The 16,598-nt window shown below is 66.5% G+C and carries 19 protein-coding genes; 14 read left to right on the forward strand and 5 right to left on the reverse strand.

Translation table 11 applies throughout. The features are described 5' to 3' along the window. The first annotated feature begins 23 nt into the window (after positions 1–23). The 13 genes from DSX2_RS15810 to pal all read left to right on the forward strand — a co-directional run bounded on the left by DSX2_RS15810 (position 24) and on the right by pal (position 11,052). The gene (locus DSX2_RS15810) at positions 24–1,118 is read left to right on the forward strand and encodes a phosphotransferase family protein (protein ID WP_020882002.1); all 1,095 of its coding nucleotides are present in this window, start codon (positions 24–26) and stop codon (positions 1,116–1,118) included. Next, positions 1,115–1,759, forward strand: coding sequence for an adenylyl-sulfate kinase (locus DSX2_RS15815; protein WP_020882003.1), 645 nt, complete (start codon positions 1,115–1,117; stop codon positions 1,757–1,759). Before DSX2_RS15810 ends, DSX2_RS15815 begins: the two co-directional genes overlap by 4 nt. Before the next feature lie 253 nt (positions 1,760–2,012). Beyond that, positions 2,013–3,392: a tRNA (N6-isopentenyl adenosine(37)-C2)-methylthiotransferase MiaB gene (gene miaB, locus DSX2_RS15820; RefSeq protein ID WP_020882004.1), complete on the forward strand. Its 1,380-nt coding sequence runs from the start codon at positions 2,013–2,015 to the stop codon at positions 3,390–3,392. Continuing rightward, entirely contained in the window at positions 3,380–3,871 is a 492-nt protein-coding gene (locus tag DSX2_RS15825; protein WP_020882005.1) for a bifunctional nuclease family protein, read from the forward strand. Before miaB ends, DSX2_RS15825 begins: the two co-directional genes overlap by 13 nt. A 49-nt stretch (positions 3,872–3,920) precedes the next feature. Beyond that, the gene (locus DSX2_RS15830) at positions 3,921–4,577 is read left to right on the forward strand and encodes a histidinol phosphate phosphatase domain-containing protein (protein ID WP_020882006.1); all 657 of its coding nucleotides are present in this window, start codon (positions 3,921–3,923) and stop codon (positions 4,575–4,577) included. 19 nt (positions 4,578–4,596) lie between these two features. Further along, complete coding sequence (locus DSX2_RS15835) at positions 4,597–5,490, forward strand: hypothetical protein (RefSeq protein WP_020882007.1); 894 nt, start codon at positions 4,597–4,599, stop codon at positions 5,488–5,490. 67 nt (positions 5,491–5,557) lie between these two features. Next, positions 5,558–6,304, forward strand: a complete 747-nt coding sequence (locus tag DSX2_RS15840; protein ID WP_236615131.1) for an NAD-dependent deacylase — start codon at positions 5,558–5,560, stop codon at positions 6,302–6,304. Positions 6,305–6,360: 56 nt separating this feature from the next. Further along, complete coding sequence (locus tag DSX2_RS15845; protein ID WP_020882009.1) at positions 6,361–7,044, forward strand: MotA/TolQ/ExbB proton channel family protein; 684 nt, start codon at positions 6,361–6,363, stop codon at positions 7,042–7,044. Positions 7,045–7,063: 19 nt separating this feature from the next. Continuing rightward, entirely contained in the window at positions 7,064–7,513 is a 450-nt protein-coding gene (locus tag DSX2_RS15850) for a biopolymer transporter ExbD (protein ID WP_020882010.1), read from the forward strand. Positions 7,514–7,517: 4 nt separating this feature from the next. Continuing rightward, positions 7,518–8,486 carry a cell envelope integrity protein TolA gene (locus DSX2_RS15855; protein ID WP_020882011.1) on the forward strand — a complete coding sequence of 323 codons (969 nt, stop codon included), beginning with the start codon at positions 7,518–7,520 and terminating at the stop codon, positions 8,484–8,486. A 2-nt stretch (positions 8,487–8,488) separates the two neighbouring features. Beyond that, positions 8,489–8,977, forward strand: a complete 489-nt coding sequence (locus DSX2_RS15860) for an energy transducer TonB (RefSeq protein WP_020882012.1) — start codon at positions 8,489–8,491, stop codon at positions 8,975–8,977. A gap of 2 nt (positions 8,978–8,979) precedes the next feature. Beyond that, a complete protein-coding gene (locus DSX2_RS15865) occupies positions 8,980–10,293 on the forward strand; it encodes a PD40 domain-containing protein (RefSeq protein ID WP_020882013.1) in 1,314 nt (437 codons plus the stop codon). A 219-nt stretch (positions 10,294–10,512) separates the two neighbouring features. Next, positions 10,513–11,052 (forward strand): peptidoglycan-associated lipoprotein Pal, encoded by a 540-nt coding sequence (gene pal / locus DSX2_RS15870; protein WP_020882014.1) that lies wholly within the window; start codon positions 10,513–10,515, stop codon positions 11,050–11,052. Between the two features lie 498 nt (positions 11,053–11,550). Here the strand turns inward: pal and DSX2_RS15875 are convergent, their stop codons facing one another. Together DSX2_RS15875 and DSX2_RS15880 are read right to left on the reverse strand one after the other, a co-directional pair. After that, a complete protein-coding gene (locus DSX2_RS15875) occupies positions 11,551–12,048 on the reverse strand; it encodes a phosphatidylglycerophosphatase A (protein WP_020882015.1) in 498 nt (165 codons plus the stop codon). Positions 12,049–12,152: 104 nt separating this feature from the next. After that, positions 12,153–12,650: a DinB family protein gene (locus DSX2_RS15880; protein WP_020882016.1), complete on the reverse strand. Its 498-nt coding sequence runs from the start codon at positions 12,648–12,650 to the stop codon at positions 12,153–12,155. Between the two features lie 391 nt (positions 12,651–13,041). Here DSX2_RS15880 and DSX2_RS15885 point away from each other — a divergent pair, with 391 nt between their 5' ends. Then, positions 13,042–14,034, forward strand: coding sequence for a hypothetical protein (locus DSX2_RS15885; RefSeq protein ID WP_020882017.1), 993 nt, complete (start codon positions 13,042–13,044; stop codon positions 14,032–14,034). Between the two features lie 263 nt (positions 14,035–14,297). Here DSX2_RS15885 and DSX2_RS15890 read toward each other — a convergent pair whose 3' ends face one another. The 3 genes from DSX2_RS15890 to DSX2_RS15895 all read right to left on the reverse strand — a co-directional run bounded on the left by DSX2_RS15890 (position 14,298) and on the right by DSX2_RS15895 (position 16,569). After that, positions 14,298–14,906: a hypothetical protein gene (locus DSX2_RS15890; RefSeq protein ID WP_020882018.1), complete on the reverse strand. Its 609-nt coding sequence runs from the start codon at positions 14,904–14,906 to the stop codon at positions 14,298–14,300. A 264-nt stretch (positions 14,907–15,170) separates the two neighbouring features. Beyond that, positions 15,171–15,839, reverse strand: a complete 669-nt coding sequence (locus DSX2_RS18105; RefSeq protein ID WP_152512993.1) for a diheme cytochrome c — start codon at positions 15,837–15,839, stop codon at positions 15,171–15,173. 76 nt (positions 15,840–15,915) lie between these two features. Further along, positions 15,916–16,569 carry a nucleoside triphosphate pyrophosphatase gene (locus DSX2_RS15895; protein ID WP_020882019.1) on the reverse strand — a complete coding sequence of 218 codons (654 nt, stop codon included), beginning with the start codon at positions 16,567–16,569 and terminating at the stop codon, positions 15,916–15,918. Positions 16,570–16,598: the final 29 nt, after the last annotated feature.

Here is a 16,598-nt window from a genome sequence, read left to right on the forward strand (position 1 = left end):
CCGCCATGCGCTAAATCGAAACAATGATCGAACTGACGCACGCGCTGATCGAGGACTACCTGCGCCGCGCCCACGGTCCCGGGACGCGGCTTCTGGCCGCGGGCTCCATAGGCAGCCTGGACGCGCAGGGCATGAAGCGCTTCGGCTACGGCAAGCCAGTGCTGGTGCGCTTCGCCGTGCGCACGCCGGGAGGTGCCGAGGAGGAGCGCGAGGCCGTCGTCTCGGTGATGAAGGGCGACGCCTACGGCCACCAGTACTACTGGGACCGCGCGGCAATCCTGCTCTTCCAGTACGAGACCGGCGGCCGCATGGAGCGCCACGTGAAGCCGCTCGGCGTCGGCTACGTGGACGGCGCGGGCAGGCTCGTGCCGCTGGACGCGCCGCAGGAGTTCTTCATCGTCAACGAGCGGCTGCCCGGCCACGACTACTTCCTGGACCTCGACCGCATCCGGAAGCAGGGCCTGGCCGAGGGCGACGAGGCCATGGCCCGTGCCTTCGCCCGCTGGCTGGCCGGAGTGCACGCCGGGAAAAAGGACGATCCGCACCTCTACCGGCGCCGCATCCGCGACCTCATCGGCTCGAGCGAGTGCATCATGGGCCTCGTGGACGAGGCCTACCCGCGCGGCTACGAGGCCTTTCCCGAGGAGAGGTTCCGCGCCCTGGAGCAGAGCCTCATCGACTGGCGCTGGCGGCTCAAGCGGTACGCGCGCAGGCTCTGCGCAGTGCACGGCGACTTCCACCCCTGGAACGTGCTCGTGGACGGAGGCGACTTCCGGGTGCTGGACCGCAGCCGGGGAGAGCACGGCGAGGCCGCGGGCGACCTGGCGGCCATGGCCGTGAACTACCTGCTCTGGGGCATCCTGGACGGGCCGCGCATGGAAGGCGCCTTCCTCACCCTCTGGACGGGCTTCTTCGAGGAGTACCTGGCCGCCACGGGCGACCGCGAGGTGCTCGAGGTCATCGGCCCCTTCTTCGCCTTCAGGGCGCTGGTCGTGGCCTCGCCGCAGTGGTACCCGGACCACCCGCCCGAGGTCCGCGCGGCCCTCTTCCGCTTCCTCGAGCGGGCGCTCTCCCGCGCGCCCTTCGACTACACGGACGTGAACGGATACCTGGCGTGAAGAACGGCGGGCGCGTGAACGGCAGGAACGGCCGCAGTGAGACGGGCGGCCCGTCCGCCGGGGAAGGCTGGGCCGTGTGGATCACGGGGCTGCCCGGATCGGGCAAGAGCACCGTGGCCCGGGCCGTGGTCGAGGGGCTGACCAGGCGCGGCTTCGCGGCCGTGCGCCTGTCCATGGACGAACGGCGCAAGCAGTATTTCCCGAATCCCGACTACTCCGCCGAGGAGCGCGAGAAGGCCTACGCCATGTTCGTGGACGAGGCGGCCTTCATGGTGCGCAGCGGCAAGGGCGTGGTCATGGACGGCACGGCCCCGCGCCTGGAGATGCGCCGCCGCGCGCGCAGGCTCATCCCCCGCTTCGCCGAGATCTTCCTGCGCTGCCCCGTGGGCACGGCCATGCGGCGCGAGGCCGCGCGGCCCGAGGGGCTGGTCATGGCCGGGCTCTACGAGAAGGCCCTGCGCCGCCAGAAGACCGGCGAGCAGGTCGCCGGACTCGGCCTCGTGCCCGGCGTGGACGTACCCTTCGAGGAGGACAGGAAGGCCGAGTGCGTCATCGACGCGGGCACCCTCTCCGAGGACGAGGTCTGCTCGCGCGCCGTGGCCTTCGTCTTCCTCTGGCTCGTGGACCATTACGGCACCTGAGCCGCCTCTCCCCCGCCCCATCCGCCATGCGGCACTTGACAAAGCGGCCGCAGACCACAATGAAGTCCTGGCCCGCGGTGCGGGTAGATGAACAGCTCAGCGATGACTAATTTCATTTGTCAGGCCGCTCAAAAAGGGCCGGATGCAAGGCGCAAGAAAAATTCGAGCCCGACGCGTATCTTCACATACGCGAGGGGTTGAATTTTTCGCAGCAACGCAGCAGATGGCCCTTTTTCAGCGGCCTGGAGACGAGATGCGATTCCACGTTATTACCTTCGGCTGCCAGATGAACGTCGGCGACTCGGACTGGCTCTCCCGCTCGCTCCTCGCCCTGGGGTGGGAGAGGGTCCCGGCCGCCGAGGCCGACGTCGTGGTGGTCAACACCTGCAGCGTGCGCAAAAAGCCGGAAGAGAAGGTCTACAGTCTGCTCGGCCGCCTGCGCGACATGATGCAGGGCCGCCCCGGAACCTTCGTGGCCGTGGGCGGCTGCCTGGCGCAGCAGGTGGGGGCCGACTTCTTCGGCCGCTTCCCCCACGTGCGCCTGGTCTTCGGCACGGACGCCACGGCCTCCGTGCCCCAGGCCCTGGCGCGCCTGGCCGCGGAGCCCAGGCTCCGCCTCTCGCTCCTGGACTTCAGCGAGGAGTACGCCCCGCGCGAGCGCCCGGACCTCGCGGGCGGCGGACAGGTCGTGCCCGACCAGGCCTTCGTGACCATCATGCAGGGCTGCGACAACTTCTGCGCCTACTGCATCGTGCCCCACGTGCGGGGACGGCAGAAGTCGCGCGCGGCGGCCGACGTGCTCGCCGAGTGCCGCGAGTGGCTTGGCGCGGGCGCGTCCGAGTTGACGCTGCTCGGCCAGAACGTCAACTCCTACGGCCAGGACGCCGCGGGCGACGGCACGAGCTTCGCGGAGCTCCTGTACCGCGTGGCCGAGCTGCCCGGACTGCGCCGCCTGCGCTTCACCACCTCGCACCCCAAGGACATCGCGCCCGAGGTCATCCGCGCCTTCGCCGAGCTGCCCGTGCTCGCCCCGCACCTGCATCTTCCGCTGCAGTCCGGCTCGGACAGGATCCTCGCCCTCATGGGCCGCAAGTACGACCGCGCGCGCTACCTCGAGATCGTGGCCGCGCTGCGCGAGGCGCGCCCCGAGCTGACGCTCTCCACCGACCTCATCGTCGGCTTCCCCACCGAGACCGAGGAGGAATTCGGCGAGACGCTCTCCGTGGTCGAGGAGGTGGGCTTCGAGTCGAGCTTCTTCTTCCTTTATAATGATCGTCCGGGCGTGCGCTCGGTGAAGATCGAGCCCAAGGTCTCCGAGGCCGTGAAGACGCGCCGCCTCCTCGAGCTGCAGGCCCTGCAGGACGGCCTGACCGAGAAGGCCTACGCCGCGCTCGTGGGCACCGAGACAGAGATCATGTACGTGGGCAGGAGCCGCGTGGACCGCGACGCCGAGGGGAGCGCCCTGGCCGAGGGGCTGACCTCCTGGGCCGGTCGCGACGCCTGGGGCCGGGTGGTCAACGTGGCGGTTTCGGGCGATGCGGATTTGACCGGCGCCTTCGCCCGTGTCAAGATCGAAAAGGCCAAGAAGCATTCCCTCACCGCCACGCAACTGGGGGCGACATGGTCGAAGTGAAGGTTTTCGGACTTGCGCTGGACGAAGATTCCCAGGTGCCCATCCTGATCCTCAAGGACATGGGCGAAGAGAAGGCGCTGCCCATATGGATCGGCGCCATGGAAGCCATGTCCATCTCCATGGCGCTGAACGACGTGGCCCTGCCGCGTCCCATGACCCACGACCTGCTGCTCTCCGTGATCCACCAGATGGGCGGCGAGATAAAGGCCGTGGAGGTCGTGGACCTGCGCGAGGGCACCTACTACGCCGAGATCGAGGTGGCCACGAACAACGACGTGCGGCGCATCGACGCGCGCCCCTCGGACGCCATCGCCCTGGCCATCCGCGCCAAGGCGCCCATCCGCGTGGCCGAGCAGGTGCTGGAGCAGGCCGCGAGCGACGGCAAGACCCCGGGCAAGCCCGTGCTGCGCGGCGAGGACGCCAACAAGTGGAACGACATCCTCGAGAAGTTCGACCCCGAGGACAAATACAAGATGTGATCCCGCCGCACACGGCGCGATATCTTCCCCTTCAGCCCAAGACACCGCGATGATCGACCTGCACACCCACTCCACCTTCTCCGACGGCGAGCTCATCCCGGCGGAACTCGTCCGCCGCGCCAAGGTCGCGGGCTACAAGGCCCTGGCCGTCACCGACCACGCCGACCTCTCGAACCTCGAGCACAACATCGCCAACGTGCTGCGCCTGACTAGGCGCTACGGCGCGTTCGCGGGCATCGACCTGCTGGCCGGGGCGGAGATCACCCACGTGCCGCCCGCGCTCATCCCCGAGACCATCGCCATGGCCCGCAAGGCCGGGGCGGAGATCGTGGTCGTGCACGGCGAGACCGTGGTCGAGCCGGTGGAGCGCGGCACCAACCTGGCGGCTATCGAGGGCGGCTGCGACGTGCTCGCCCACCCCGGCCTGATCACCCCGGAGGAGGCGGCCCTCGCCGCCGAGAAGGGGGTCTTCCTCGAGATCACCACGCGCGGCGGCCACAGCCTGTCCAACGGCCACGTGGCCGCGGTGGCCCGCGCCGCCGGCGCCCGCCTGGTCATCAACAACGACGCCCACGCCCCGCGCGACCTCGTCGGGCCGGAGCTTCGGCGCGCCGTGGCCCTGGGCGCGGGGCTCAGCCAGGCCGAATACGAGGCCTGCGAGGCCAATTCCCGCGAACTCGCCGCCCGGCTCCTGGGCCTGCGCTGAGAACTTCCCGGAGGAGACGATGAGCGACCAGGCTCGGCCCGAGCCGCGGCAGGCGGACCTCGAACGGCTGCTCATGGAGACCACGCGCGCGGCCTGCCGCCAGCAGATGCTCTCCTTCGCCAAGATCATGCGCGACCTGCTGCTGGCGAAAAAGGTGCCGCCCGCAGTGCTCAACGCGGCCATCCGCGAAGCCTTCGACGAGTACAAGGACCTCGGCGGCCTGCCCGAGGAGGCGTTCTCCGCGCTCTTGCGCGAGATCTACCTCTACGGACAGCCCGAGGGGCTGGCCGACGATCCCCTGGGCATGATCCTGGCCGAGCACGGGCTGCGCTCCGGCGGGACGCACAGGCTGCTGCACCCTGCGGGCTCGCCCAAGGACAAGGCCGCGCGCGAGGCCTACGTCAAGGGCGCGGTGCCCTGGCCGCTCGTGCGCTACCTGCTCATCGGCGTGCGCGGCACGGTGCCCCATTTCGATCCCTTCGACTCCACGCCGCTCCTCTTCGGGCCGCACAACGAGCAGCTCATCGGACTGGCAGACCGCGCCAGGGAGATGGCGGACGCCCACCGCGTGCGCTTCGCGGACGGCCGCACCGTGGTCGACTGGCAGACCCTCTACGCCAGGCCGGAATGCCTCGTCCTGGCGCGGGAGTTCATCGCCTTCGTGCTCAAGGGGCTGGACGTGCTGGGCCCCCAGCGGCTGCAGAACATCCTGGAGAACCTGCGCCACCGCGACATCCAGGCGGGCAACGAGGACGCGCTGCGCCGCCAGATTCCCGAGGACGACGCGGCCCAGCTCGTGCGCGGGCTGAAGACAGCGCTCACGCGCCTGGAAAAAGTTCCCGGACAGGACAAGCCCGCGCCCGCGCCCCGGGCGGCCGCCCGGGCGGCATCTCCCAAAACTCCGGCCCGGTAAGCTCCCCTCCCCCCCTTCCGCCCCGCAAAGACAAGTGCTATAGGGCCACCCCATGTCCGATTCCGCCATGGAATCCTTGCTCGCGCGTGCGGCGAAAGCCCTGCGCGGGGCACGCCATGCCGTCGCCTTCACGGGCGCCGGCATCTCGGTGCCGTCCGGCATCCCCGACTTCAGAAGTCCCGGCGGTCTGTGGTCCCGCTTCGATCCCGAGGAGGTCGCCTCCATCGGCGCGCTGCGCGCAAGGCCCCGCCGTGTCTGGGAGTTCCTGATCGAGGCCATGGACTTCTTCGGCCGCGCCGCGCCCAATTCCGCCCACCTGGCCCTCGCCCGGCTCGAGGAGGAGGGACGGCTCGCCGCGGTCATCACCCAGAACATCGACGGCCTGCACCAGGCCGCGGGCTCGCGCCGGGTGATCGAGTTCCACGGCGGCTGCGAGCACTTCCACTGCATGTCCTGCGCCGCGACCTACCCGGCCGCCGGGGCGAGGCGGCTCACGCGCGAGGACATCCCCTGGCGCTGCGCCGAATGCGGCGGCGTGATCCGGCCGGACGTGGTCTTCTTCGGCGAGGGCATCCCGCCGCGGGCCGTGGACGAGACCTCGCACCACGCCTCCAAGGCCGACCTGGTGATCGTCGTGGGCACCTCGGGCGAGGTCGCCCCGGCGAACCAGATTCCCCTGCGGATCAAGGCCAAGGGGGGCACCGTGATCGAGATCAACCTCGGTCCGACACTGTACCGTGACGTGACGGACATACGATTCGACGCACCGGCCGAAGATATCCTGCCGCGCCTTGCGTCCATGGTCTGTTGCTAGGCGCGCCGCAATACCGTAAAAACCAATGCTCAATTCCAAGACAAGGATGTAGCTTTATGGGTGAGATCTTTCTCAAAGTGATGCTCGAGTCCGGCATCGTCATCCAGTTCGTCATGTTCCTTCTCGTGGCCATGTCGATCATGAGCTGGACGGTCGTGTTCATGAAGATCTTCGGTCTGCTTCGCGCCCGCAAGGAGTGCAACGCGGAATACGAGGCCTTCCAGCAGGCGCACGACATCGCCGGGGCCATGAAGAACATGGACCAGCAGACCGGCGTCTACCAGGTGGGCAACTTCGCCCTGCGCGAGCTCCGCCGCCTGGAGAAGGCCGACCTCTCCCCGAGCGTCAAGGGGCGGCTAGCCATCGACAACGTGCGCCGGGCCCTGCGCCAGGGCGTGAGCGTGGAGCTGGACAAGCTGGGCACCTACCTCGTGGTCCTCTCCACCTGCACCAACATCGCCCCGTTCCTCGGCCTGTTCGGCACGGTCTGGGGCATCATGCGCGCCTTCAACGACCTGGGCATGATGAAGAGCGCCTCGCTCATCGTCGTGGGCCCCGGCATCGCGGACGCCCTGGCGACCACGGTCTTCGGCCTGGCCGTGGCCATCCCCTCGGCCATCTTCTACAACATGTTCCTCGGCATCCTCGCGGGCATCGAGACGACGCTGGTCAACTTCGCCTCGGCCTTCCTCAACCGCATCCAGCGCGAGCTCGCCTGGACCGCGGAGAACGGCGAATAACCCAGGAGGGGCCGACCACATGGCCTTCGACTACAGAAGCAACCGCAAGTTCCTCACGGAGATGAACCTCACTCCGTTGATGGACCTGGTGTTCAACCTCCTGATCATCTTCATGATCTCCGCCCCCCTGATGAACCAGGGCCTGGACGTGGACCTGCCCAAAACCAAGGCGGTGCAGGACCTGCCCACGGACAAGGACCACCTCGTGCTGACCGTGAAGAAGGACGGCAGCATCTTCGTGGACGAGTACCAGGTGAAGGCGGACGAACTGGAAAACTACCTGCAGAAGCTGGCCGTGAACCAGAAGAAGGCCCTGTACATCCGCGGCGACGCGGACGTGCCCTACGGCGTGATCATGCGCGTCATGGGCGAGGCAAAGGCCGCGGGGATCGACAAGGTGGGCATGGTGGCCGAAGAGTCCGCCATCACCCCGGCCACCCCTGCCAAGCAGCAGGAAAAGAAGAAATAAGCGAATGCGCCGCGGTTTCCTCCTCTCACTGGCCCTGCACCTGAGCGTGGTGCTGGCCGCCTGGATCATGGCCGTCTACGTGCCGCAGCCCATGGTCCGGCTCGACCTGCCCGTGGTCCAGGTGGACGTCATCGACCTGAAGAAGCTGAAGCCCGGCCCCGGCGGCCCGGCCCCGGAGGCCCCCGCGCCCAAGGTCGAGACGCCGAAGGCCGAGCCCGCGCCTGCGCCGCAGCAGGCGGAGCCAAAGCCAGCGCCCGCGCCGAAGGCCGAGCCCACGCCCGTGCCTCCGCCGCCCAAGCCCGAACCCAAGCCTGAGCCCAAGAAGGTCGAGCCGCCCAAGCCCGAGCCTCCCAAGGAAGAGGCCAAGCCCATCAGCGAGAAGGCCAAGGAGCAGCCGAAGCCGGAGCCTCCCAAGGAGGAGCCGAAGAAGCCCGAGCCGAAGAAGGAAGAGCCCAAGCCCGAGCCCAAGAAGGAGGAAGCCAAGAAGGAGCCTCCCAAGAAGCCCGAGCCCACGCCGCAGGACATCATGCGCCAGGCGCTCGATCAGGCCAAGAAGCAGAGCGCGACGGAGGCCAAGAAGGCCGAGCAGGCCGAGCGTTCGGCAGTGGCCCAGACCCTGGCCGCGGCCAAGAAGGAGGCCTCCAAGCAGCCCGCGGGCGGCGGCACCCCGGGCGGCGAGGGCACCGAGTCCGGCGTGTCCATGATCTACGCCCAGGCCGTGGTCGCGACCATCAAGCCGCACTGGCGCTATCCCGCGGTGAAGCCCGACCCGAGCCTCGCGGCCACGGTGGAGATCGCCATCGCCCAGGACGGGACCATCACCGGCTACAGGATGGTCAAGGCCTCGGGCAGGCCCGACTTCGACTCCTCGGTGCTCAAGGCCGTGGACGAGACGAAACAATTGCCTGTACCACCGACCAAGGATTTGCGTACAATCCAGGTCAACTTCAACCTTCAGGAACTCAGCCAATAGCCATGAAACGCCACGTCCTCACCATATGCTGCGTCCTCGCCGTCCTTCTGGCGACGGCGTGCGCCCCGACCGCGCGGCCGATGCTGGCGGACGCCGGGGCGACGGAGGAGCAGCAGCGGGAGGCCCTCCTCCGGTTCCTCGCCGAGGCCAGGAAGAAGGCGGCCGAACGGCCCGGCGGCGGCGTCCCGGAGAGGATGGACGGGCCCATGGACGCGGAGGGGATCTTTGCCCAGGCCGTGGTCGCGACCATCAAGCCGCACTGGCGCTATCCCGCGGTGAAGCCCGACCCGGCGCTCAAGGCCCTGATAGAGATCGCCATCGCCCGGGACGGCACGATCACCGGCTACCACATGGTCGAGTCCTCCGGCCGGGAGGATTTCGACGCTTCGACGCTCAAGGCCATCGAGGACACGAAACAATTGCCCGTACCACCGACCGAGGATTTGCGTACAATCCAGGTCAACTTCAACCTTCAGGGACTCGACCAATAGCCATGAAACGCCACGCCATCACCATATGCTGCGTCCTCGCCGCGCTCCTCTGCACGGCGCTCCCCCTGGCGGCGCAGGGCCTGTCCGTGGACATCTACGGACCGGGACAGCGCCAGCTCAACTTCGCCCAGACCGCGCCGCTGCCGCTCAAGGCCGGGCAGTCCCTGCCCGCGCTCGCGCAGAGCCTGCAGGCGCGCATCCAGCACAACCTGATGTACATGCCCTTCCTCAAGCAGATGATGGACAACGACGTGCTGGGGGGCATGACCACCGCGGGCGTGACCGGCGACAAGATCGACTTCAAGCGCTTCCAGCTCTCGCGCGCCGACCTGATCATGACCTCGGGCTGGACCTCTACCGGCGCCGAGGGCGGCGACGTGGAGCTGCGCGTCTACGAGAGCCTGTCCGGCCAGCTCCTGGTGGGCAAGGGCTACTCCGACGTCAAGCCCATGAACATCCCGGACGTGGCCGACCGCTTCTGCGCCGAGCTCATGCGCGTGCTCACCGGGCAGGGCGAGTTCTTCCTCTCCGAGATCGGCTACTCCAAGAAGGAAGGCAACAACAGCAACATCTGGCTCGTGCACAGCACCGGCCACGACACCCAGCGCCTGACCAACCTCGACGGCATCAACGAGGGCGAGGGCTTCAGCTTCAACGGCAAGCAGATGGCCTTCACGCACATCGGCATGACCGGCCACGAGCTGGGCGTGTGGACCGAGGGCGAGGGCACCAAGCTCGTCAAGCTCAAGGGCAGCACGGTCATCGGCCCCACCTTCCTGCCCGACGGGCAGATCGCTCTCAGCCTGTCCTTCTCCGGCACGTCGAGCATCTACCTGCTCGACCGCGACTACAACATCGTGAAGCCCCTGGCCCAGAGCTGGGGCATCGACGTCTCGCCGTGCTTCGACGCCGGGGACAAGACCATGGTCTTCACCTCGAGCCGGGACGGCAACCCGCACATCTTCAAGATGGACGTGGCCACCGGCCAGGTCTCCCGCGTGACCTACGACGGCAAGTACAACACCGGACCGAGCATCAGCCCGGACGGCCGCCTGCTGGTCTTCGCCCGCCTCACCCCGCAGGGACAGCGCATCTGGCTGCACGACATGCAGACCGGCGCGGAGCGGCAGATCAGCGACGGCCCGGGCGACGACGAGGATCCGTCCTTCGCGCCTGACGGCTACTATGTGGCCTTTGCGTCCAGCCGCACCGGTGAGTGGAAAATCTACCTCACCACCCGCCACGGCGATCCGGCCATTCCGGTGGACACCGGACCCGGTTCGGCCACCTCCCCCGCCTGGAGGTACAAGCGCTGAAAAACTTGTCCCACAGGGGAAAATTATGGCATTAGGAAGCGGACGCCCCGCGAGTGGCGTCCTGCTTTCATCGCCGGACTGCTTTACAAACGTTAAAAACGGGGTAGTGTTCCGGCCCGCGTCGTCCCCGGAAGGGACAAAGGCAAAAAAAGGGGCCCCCATGGAATGGACGCGCCATGACCCCTAGGAAGGATCACACTTTACTTTGAGGAGGGCTTTATGAAAGCCGTGCGTACGCTTTTCGTGGTGCTCATGATCGCGGTTATGGCCGCTGCCATGGGCTGTTCCAGCAAGCAGGCCAAGACCGAGCAGCCTGCCGTCAGCAACGACGACGCCGCGCGTCGCGCCGAAGAAGAGGCCATGCGTCAGCGTCAGCTCGAGGAGCAGCGTCGTCGTGAGGCTGCCGCCATGGCTGCCGCCCAGCAGGAAATCGGCCGCATGATCCACTTCGACTTCGACAAGTACGATCTGAAGCCGGAGGCTCGCTCCATCCTGCAGGCCAAGGCCCAGGTGCTGAAGCAGTACGCCAACCTGAAGATCGTCATCGAGGGTTACTGCGACGAGCGCGGCACCGAAGAGTACAACCTCGCCCTGGGCGAGCGTCGTGCCAAGTCCGCGTACGAGTTCCTGGTCCTGATGGGCATCCAGGGCAACCGCATGACCACGGTCAGCTACGGCAAGTCCCGTCCGCTGGATCCGGCTCACAACGAGGTCGCCTGGGCCAAGAACCGCCGCTGCGAGTTCAAGGTTGCCAACTAGCCTCGAGTCTTCCACCCGCTTAGGGTAAGAAAAGGCCGCGCCGGCAACGGTGCGGCCTTTTTTTTCGCCCTTTCAGCAGTTTCTTTTCGCGCCGAGCGTTTTTCCTCTCCGAATTCCTTCTTGCGCCCGGCTTTTCCCGCGCGAAGACGCCTTCCCCTCTCCAACTCCCCTCCTCTTCTCCTCCCCTGCGGGTGCCGAAAAGGCGTTCAGGGGAAAAAACACGCCTCCCGGCACCCCTCCGGCCCCCCCGGCGCACGAAACGAGAACGCCCCGGCCGCACGGCAGGCGGCCGTGCGGATCGAGGCGTTATTTTTTGCGATTTTTCATGTGGACAGGAAGAGGCGCTCCGGAACTGCGCCGGAGGTGCTTGGACGTGGGCTCCGGGCATGCGCCGGGTCCTCATGGAACCGGCGCGCACGCGATGTTCCGGTCCGGGGCGCGAAAAAATCACCCGGAAGTGTTTTTCCTCAGTCCCCGGGCGGACAGAAGCCGGAAGCGCTAGAGCCAGTGGCGCAGCAGGGCCATGCAGGCCAGGGCGTAGAGACCGGCCAGGACGTCGTCGAGCATGATCCCGAAGCCGTCGGGCAGCCAGCGCTCCGAGCTCTTCACGGGCCAGGGCTTGGCGATGTCGAAGAGGCGGAAGAAGCAAAAGCCCGCGCCGATCTGCCACCAGGGCAACGCGGCGAAGGGCAGGAAGGCCAGCCACTGTCCCAGGACCTCGTCGATGATCACGCAGGAGGGGTCCTTCCTGCCGAGGATCTTCTCGGCCCGGGTCGCGGCCAGCCCGCCCACGACGAAGAGCGCGGCGGCCACGGCCAGACGGCCCGCCAGGGGCAGGGAGAGGAAGAGCGTGGGGGCCACGAGCGCGGCCACCAGGGAGCCCGCCGTGCCCGGCCCCGGGCGCACGCGCCCGACGTAGCCGAGGGTGGAGAGGCTCAGGCAGAAGGCGTCGAGGCTGGTTTCGGGCCGCGGAAGTTCGGAATCGTCGTGCTGCATGTTCTCGTGTGCTCGTCTTCGCGGCGGCCGCGCCGGTGTCGCGGATGCAACTCCCCGGCACGGCCGATGATTTTCCGTTCGCGTGATTTTTTCGTTTCCAGGGGCTAGCCCGGGGAAAAATACTCGTCCCTGGTCAGCCAGAGCTCTTCCATCCTGTACATGTGCCAGTGGTCGTGCATCAGGGCGTGGCGCGCCAGGATGTAGAGGCCGTAGCGCTCGTACTCGGGATGCTCGGCTCCCCGCTGCCAGGCGGCGTCGCCGGGCCCGGGCAGGATCTCCAGCAGGGCGGCCCGGCGCTCGGCAAATTCGGCCAGGGCGGCGTTTACGTCTATCCGAGGCTTTTCCGCGGGGCACTCGTCCTCTTCCGGAAAAAACGGGACGAAGCGCGGGGTGTCCTCGGCAAGGATGCGCTGCATGCGGCCGAGCAGCATCTCCTGCACCTCGGCCAGGTGCGCCACGTGCTCGGCGATGGTCCAGCACCCCTCGCCGCGGGTGCGGAAGAGCCGCTCCTCGGGAATGGAGCGGACGAAGGATTCGAGAATCGCGGGCACGCGGGAAAGCCCGTCCAGGATGTCCGCGACGTCGTTCGCGTCAGTGTGCATGATGTCCTCGCTTTTCGCTGCGCGGCCGCCCCTTCCGGCGGCCGCCTCCCGGGCATCCTCTCACGCCTCGCCCGGCCTGACCAGCCCCTTGTCCGCCTCCCGGCCGCCTCGGGGTGGGCCGGAACTCGGCGTTGCCTCGAGCCATATCCTGAGATAAAATTTTTGATATGCTCGAACGAAAGGACCCCACGACCGTGCTCCCGCGCGTGAAGATGTTCCGTGGCGCCTGCCTCTTCGTCAGGCCGGCCGCTGGCATGTCGGTCGGCCACGGGAAGCCTTCCTCTTCAACGCTGCCGAGCACCGGCCACGGAAAGCGAACGACACTCGGGCGGCCCTCCGAGAGGCACCGCCGCACGGCCCGACACAAAGCCGAAACCTCCTGGAGAATGTAATGGAAGTCGTCTCCCTGAACATCCCCCTCCCCTGCTACCGGCAGGTCCTCGGCGGACACGGCCTCGAGGCGCATCACGTCTCCGAGCTGCAGAACCTCGTGGGCGCAAGGCCCGTGGTCATGTTCGGCGACGGGCTCACCGCCGCCTACTTCGCCTCCCTGATTCCGAACGTGCTCTGCTGCCAAACGACGAAAACCCTGCAGGTTCCCGGCAGCCTGGAATACGACACCATTTTCGTGGGCATCAGCCCCTCGCACTATGCCGATGTCGTGGACAACCTCGCCCTGCTGGCCGGAAACAGGGAGCTCAAGGTCATCCTGCCCTTTGAACGCTTCTCGCCGTCCATCGCCTGCGTGGTGGAAACGCAGCCCCGCTCCGGGACCATGTACGTCGTGAACTCCCTGATGCGCTCGCTCGGCTGCAACTACGCGACCACGCACGGCTCGGAGATCGGCACGCCGGTGTTCACGGGGTATCCCTTCGAGCACGCCGGGGTCTTCTTCGACCTGAACGACACGAGCGCGTCGCATGTCGTGATGACCCACTTCTTCACGCGGGCGCGCGCAGAACGCCGCTACCGCGACTGCAAGTACATCCGCGTGGTCGGCTATCCCTTCGACTCCTACTTCCGGTGGGCCAAGAACCTGATCGCCCGGAGCGCGGACGAGAACTACGTCCTGCGCAACACGAGCCCGGAGTGGAAGAACCTCAAGCAGCACCTGCTCGCGAACAGCCTCTGGATGGTCGAGGACACGCAGGAGCTGGTGGTGCGCTACGAGGACTTCCACCACGATTTCGAGGGCACCACCCGCAGGTTCAGGGACTATCTGCAGCGCGACGGCATCACCTTCAAGGATTTCCGGAAGGTCGATCGGATGTACTATTCCGACAACTATCGAGAGAAGATGGACAGCATCGTCTACGGGACGCTGAAGGACTTCTTCATGGACGCGATCCGGTGCCATTACCCGGAGAAGGTCGCCTCGCTCTAAGGAGCCTACCGCCGCACAGCCGGACGCCGGGCCGACCCCGCGCGCAGCCCTCCCGGGGCTGGCCGATTTGTCGGCCGTGAGTCTGGACCATGCCGAAAAGAATGGCCGAGCGGCCGCCACGCCTGCGGCTTCCTCGACGCCCGGTTTGAAAGCCGGGAGAAAAAGCGGGGAGTCAGATCAAGCGGCAGGAACGTCCCCCGGCCTGCAGCATCCGATACAACCGGGTTCCGCCGCCCCCTTCGCGCGGGGGGAGGAGCCGAGGATCAGATCAAGCCGCCGAAGCGCCCTGCCTCGCGCGTCCTGTACAGGGCCTCGTCGTCCGGATTGTTGCCCTTGCGGTGCTTTTCGTAATCGACCTCGAGCATCACGCATCCCGGGTTGTAGACCAGCGAATCCTGGTGGATGGCGATGGCGGAGAGCTCGGTGTCGCCGAAGTGGCTCTGGTAGCCGGGGAAGAAGAGGAACTTGTGGTACAGGCCCTCGAGCCACGTCCTGCGCGCCATGCCGAAGACAGCGAGGGTGCCGTGGAAGCGTCCGTCGTTGAACGCCAGGAGGCTGCCGCCCGTGGAGTCCATGGTGGCGAGGGCGGCGCGCAGCCATCCGTCGCTGGGGAAGGCGTCCTGCGCGAGGTAGCCGAAATAGCGGGACGAGGAACGGGAGCAGACGAAGTTGGCGACCTTCATGAACCCGAGCCGCTCGTCGTCCTCCACGAGCACCAGGAGCCCCGAGTGGAGAGCCCGGCGGACGAGGACGTCGGCGAGCCGATGCGCCAGCTCTCCGTCGATGAAGGGCAGCACGAAGACGGCATCCTCGTGCCGCACAGGGCCGAGGTTCGACAATTCGGAGGTCCTGGCGGTGATGATCTGCAGCATGGTGAAGACAGGCTACTTTCTCGGGCCGATCTGCGCCATCATTTTCAGAGGCAGGGGGCTGCGGCTTCCTCAGCAGCCCGCGGGGGCGATGACGCCCCAGGTTCCCAGAACCTCCACCATCTCCCCCAGGAGCAGGCCTATCCCACAGCTCAAATATTTCGAGCTGGAGCTACACGCAGTCGGTAATCTTGGCATGTCCCCGGGTGTGGCGCTGCGTGTTTTTTTCAAGGGCGATGTTTTATTCTCTCGAGCGAAGAACCTTGCTCACTCATGGGGGATGCGCACTGAATCGTCATCAAAAACTCCACGATCAGCACCGGTGTGACATGCAATGCAGTTGGAAAGACTTCCGATTGACTGCCTTGAAAGCACTTCCGCTCTTATTTTACGGTGCTCTTTTCGAATTTCAGGAACATCCGTAATACGTAAGACAACTCTGTTCCCCAAGTCTTCGGAAATATCTCTCGCCAATTCTCCCGGGGCGTTTTCCGCCGCAGATTCTTTCAGATAACGCTCAAGTTCCTGCGCGTCGTTTTCATCAAGCGAGAGTGCATTGCCGAAATGGTCGTCAGAACCATGTATCAAGGCAGACCATGATGCAGCGTTCAACAAGGCAGGTGGATACGCCATGTGGCATGAGCCGCACGTTTTTATATATAAATCATTGGCAGGAGCTGGGACAGCATCTTCTACGAGCTCTTGTCCGCGATGCCTTTCCCGATGCCTATCGTGCCTTCCATGGTCATCGGCCTCGGCGGCAAAAGGTGCAAGACTTGAAAAAAACATTGCCAGGACCATTAAGATAGACGCCCTGTACATATCGAATTTCTCGCTTTGATTAGTTTTCGTACTTTTTTGTATCTCTTTTAAATTTCCACGGAAGAAAAAAAACGACAAGAAATTTCTTTCAGACCCATCCAAATCAATTCGCACGGAGGTATTTCACTCGAGCCTCTCGGCGGGAATTCGACGGGGGCTTCGCTTAGGAAATACCGCGGATCTAAAAGCTTCAGCCTTGCCCAGGAAGGATGACGTCCCACTCCAGCAGAACCTTCACCACCTCCCCCAGCGGCAGCCCTACCACGTTGGTGTACGAGCCCTCCACCCGGGTGACCAGGAAGGCGCCTCGGCCCTGGATGGCGTAGGCGCCTGCCTTGTCCAGGGGCTCGCCCGTGGCGGCGTAGGCGGCCAGGGTCTCTGCGCTGTAGGCGCCCATGGTCACGGCCGTGGACACGGCGAAGGCCACGGGCTCGCGGCCGGGAATCGCGAGGACGCAGCCGGTGACGACCGCGTGCGTGCGCCCGGCCAGAAGCCCCAGCATGCGGCGCGCGTCGGCCTCGTCCGAGGGCTTGCCGAGGATGTGTTCGATCCCGGCATCGTGCCCGGGCCCGCCATCGTCCTCGCGCACCGCGACTACGGTGTCCGCGCCCAGGACCACGGCATGGGGAAAGCGCGCCGCGACCTCGAGAGTCTTGAGCCCGGCCATGCGCAGGGCATAGGCCGCGGGCTCCTCGCCGGGCTTCGGCGCGGGCTCCTCGGCCCGGCTCGGCTGCACCTCGAAGCGCAGCCCGAGCGAGCCCAGCAGCTCGAGCCTCCTGGGCGAGGCCGAGGCCAGGACGATGTCGCGGGTCTCCTGAAAGATGGCCGGGGGGCGTGCCGTCATGCGATGCTCCTTGTGTCCGCCCCGGCCCG

This window comes from Desulfovibrio sp. X2, from assembly GCF_000422205.1.
In the GTDB taxonomy this organism is placed as follows: Bacteria; Desulfobacterota; Desulfovibrionia; order Desulfovibrionales; family Desulfovibrionaceae; genus Alkalidesulfovibrio.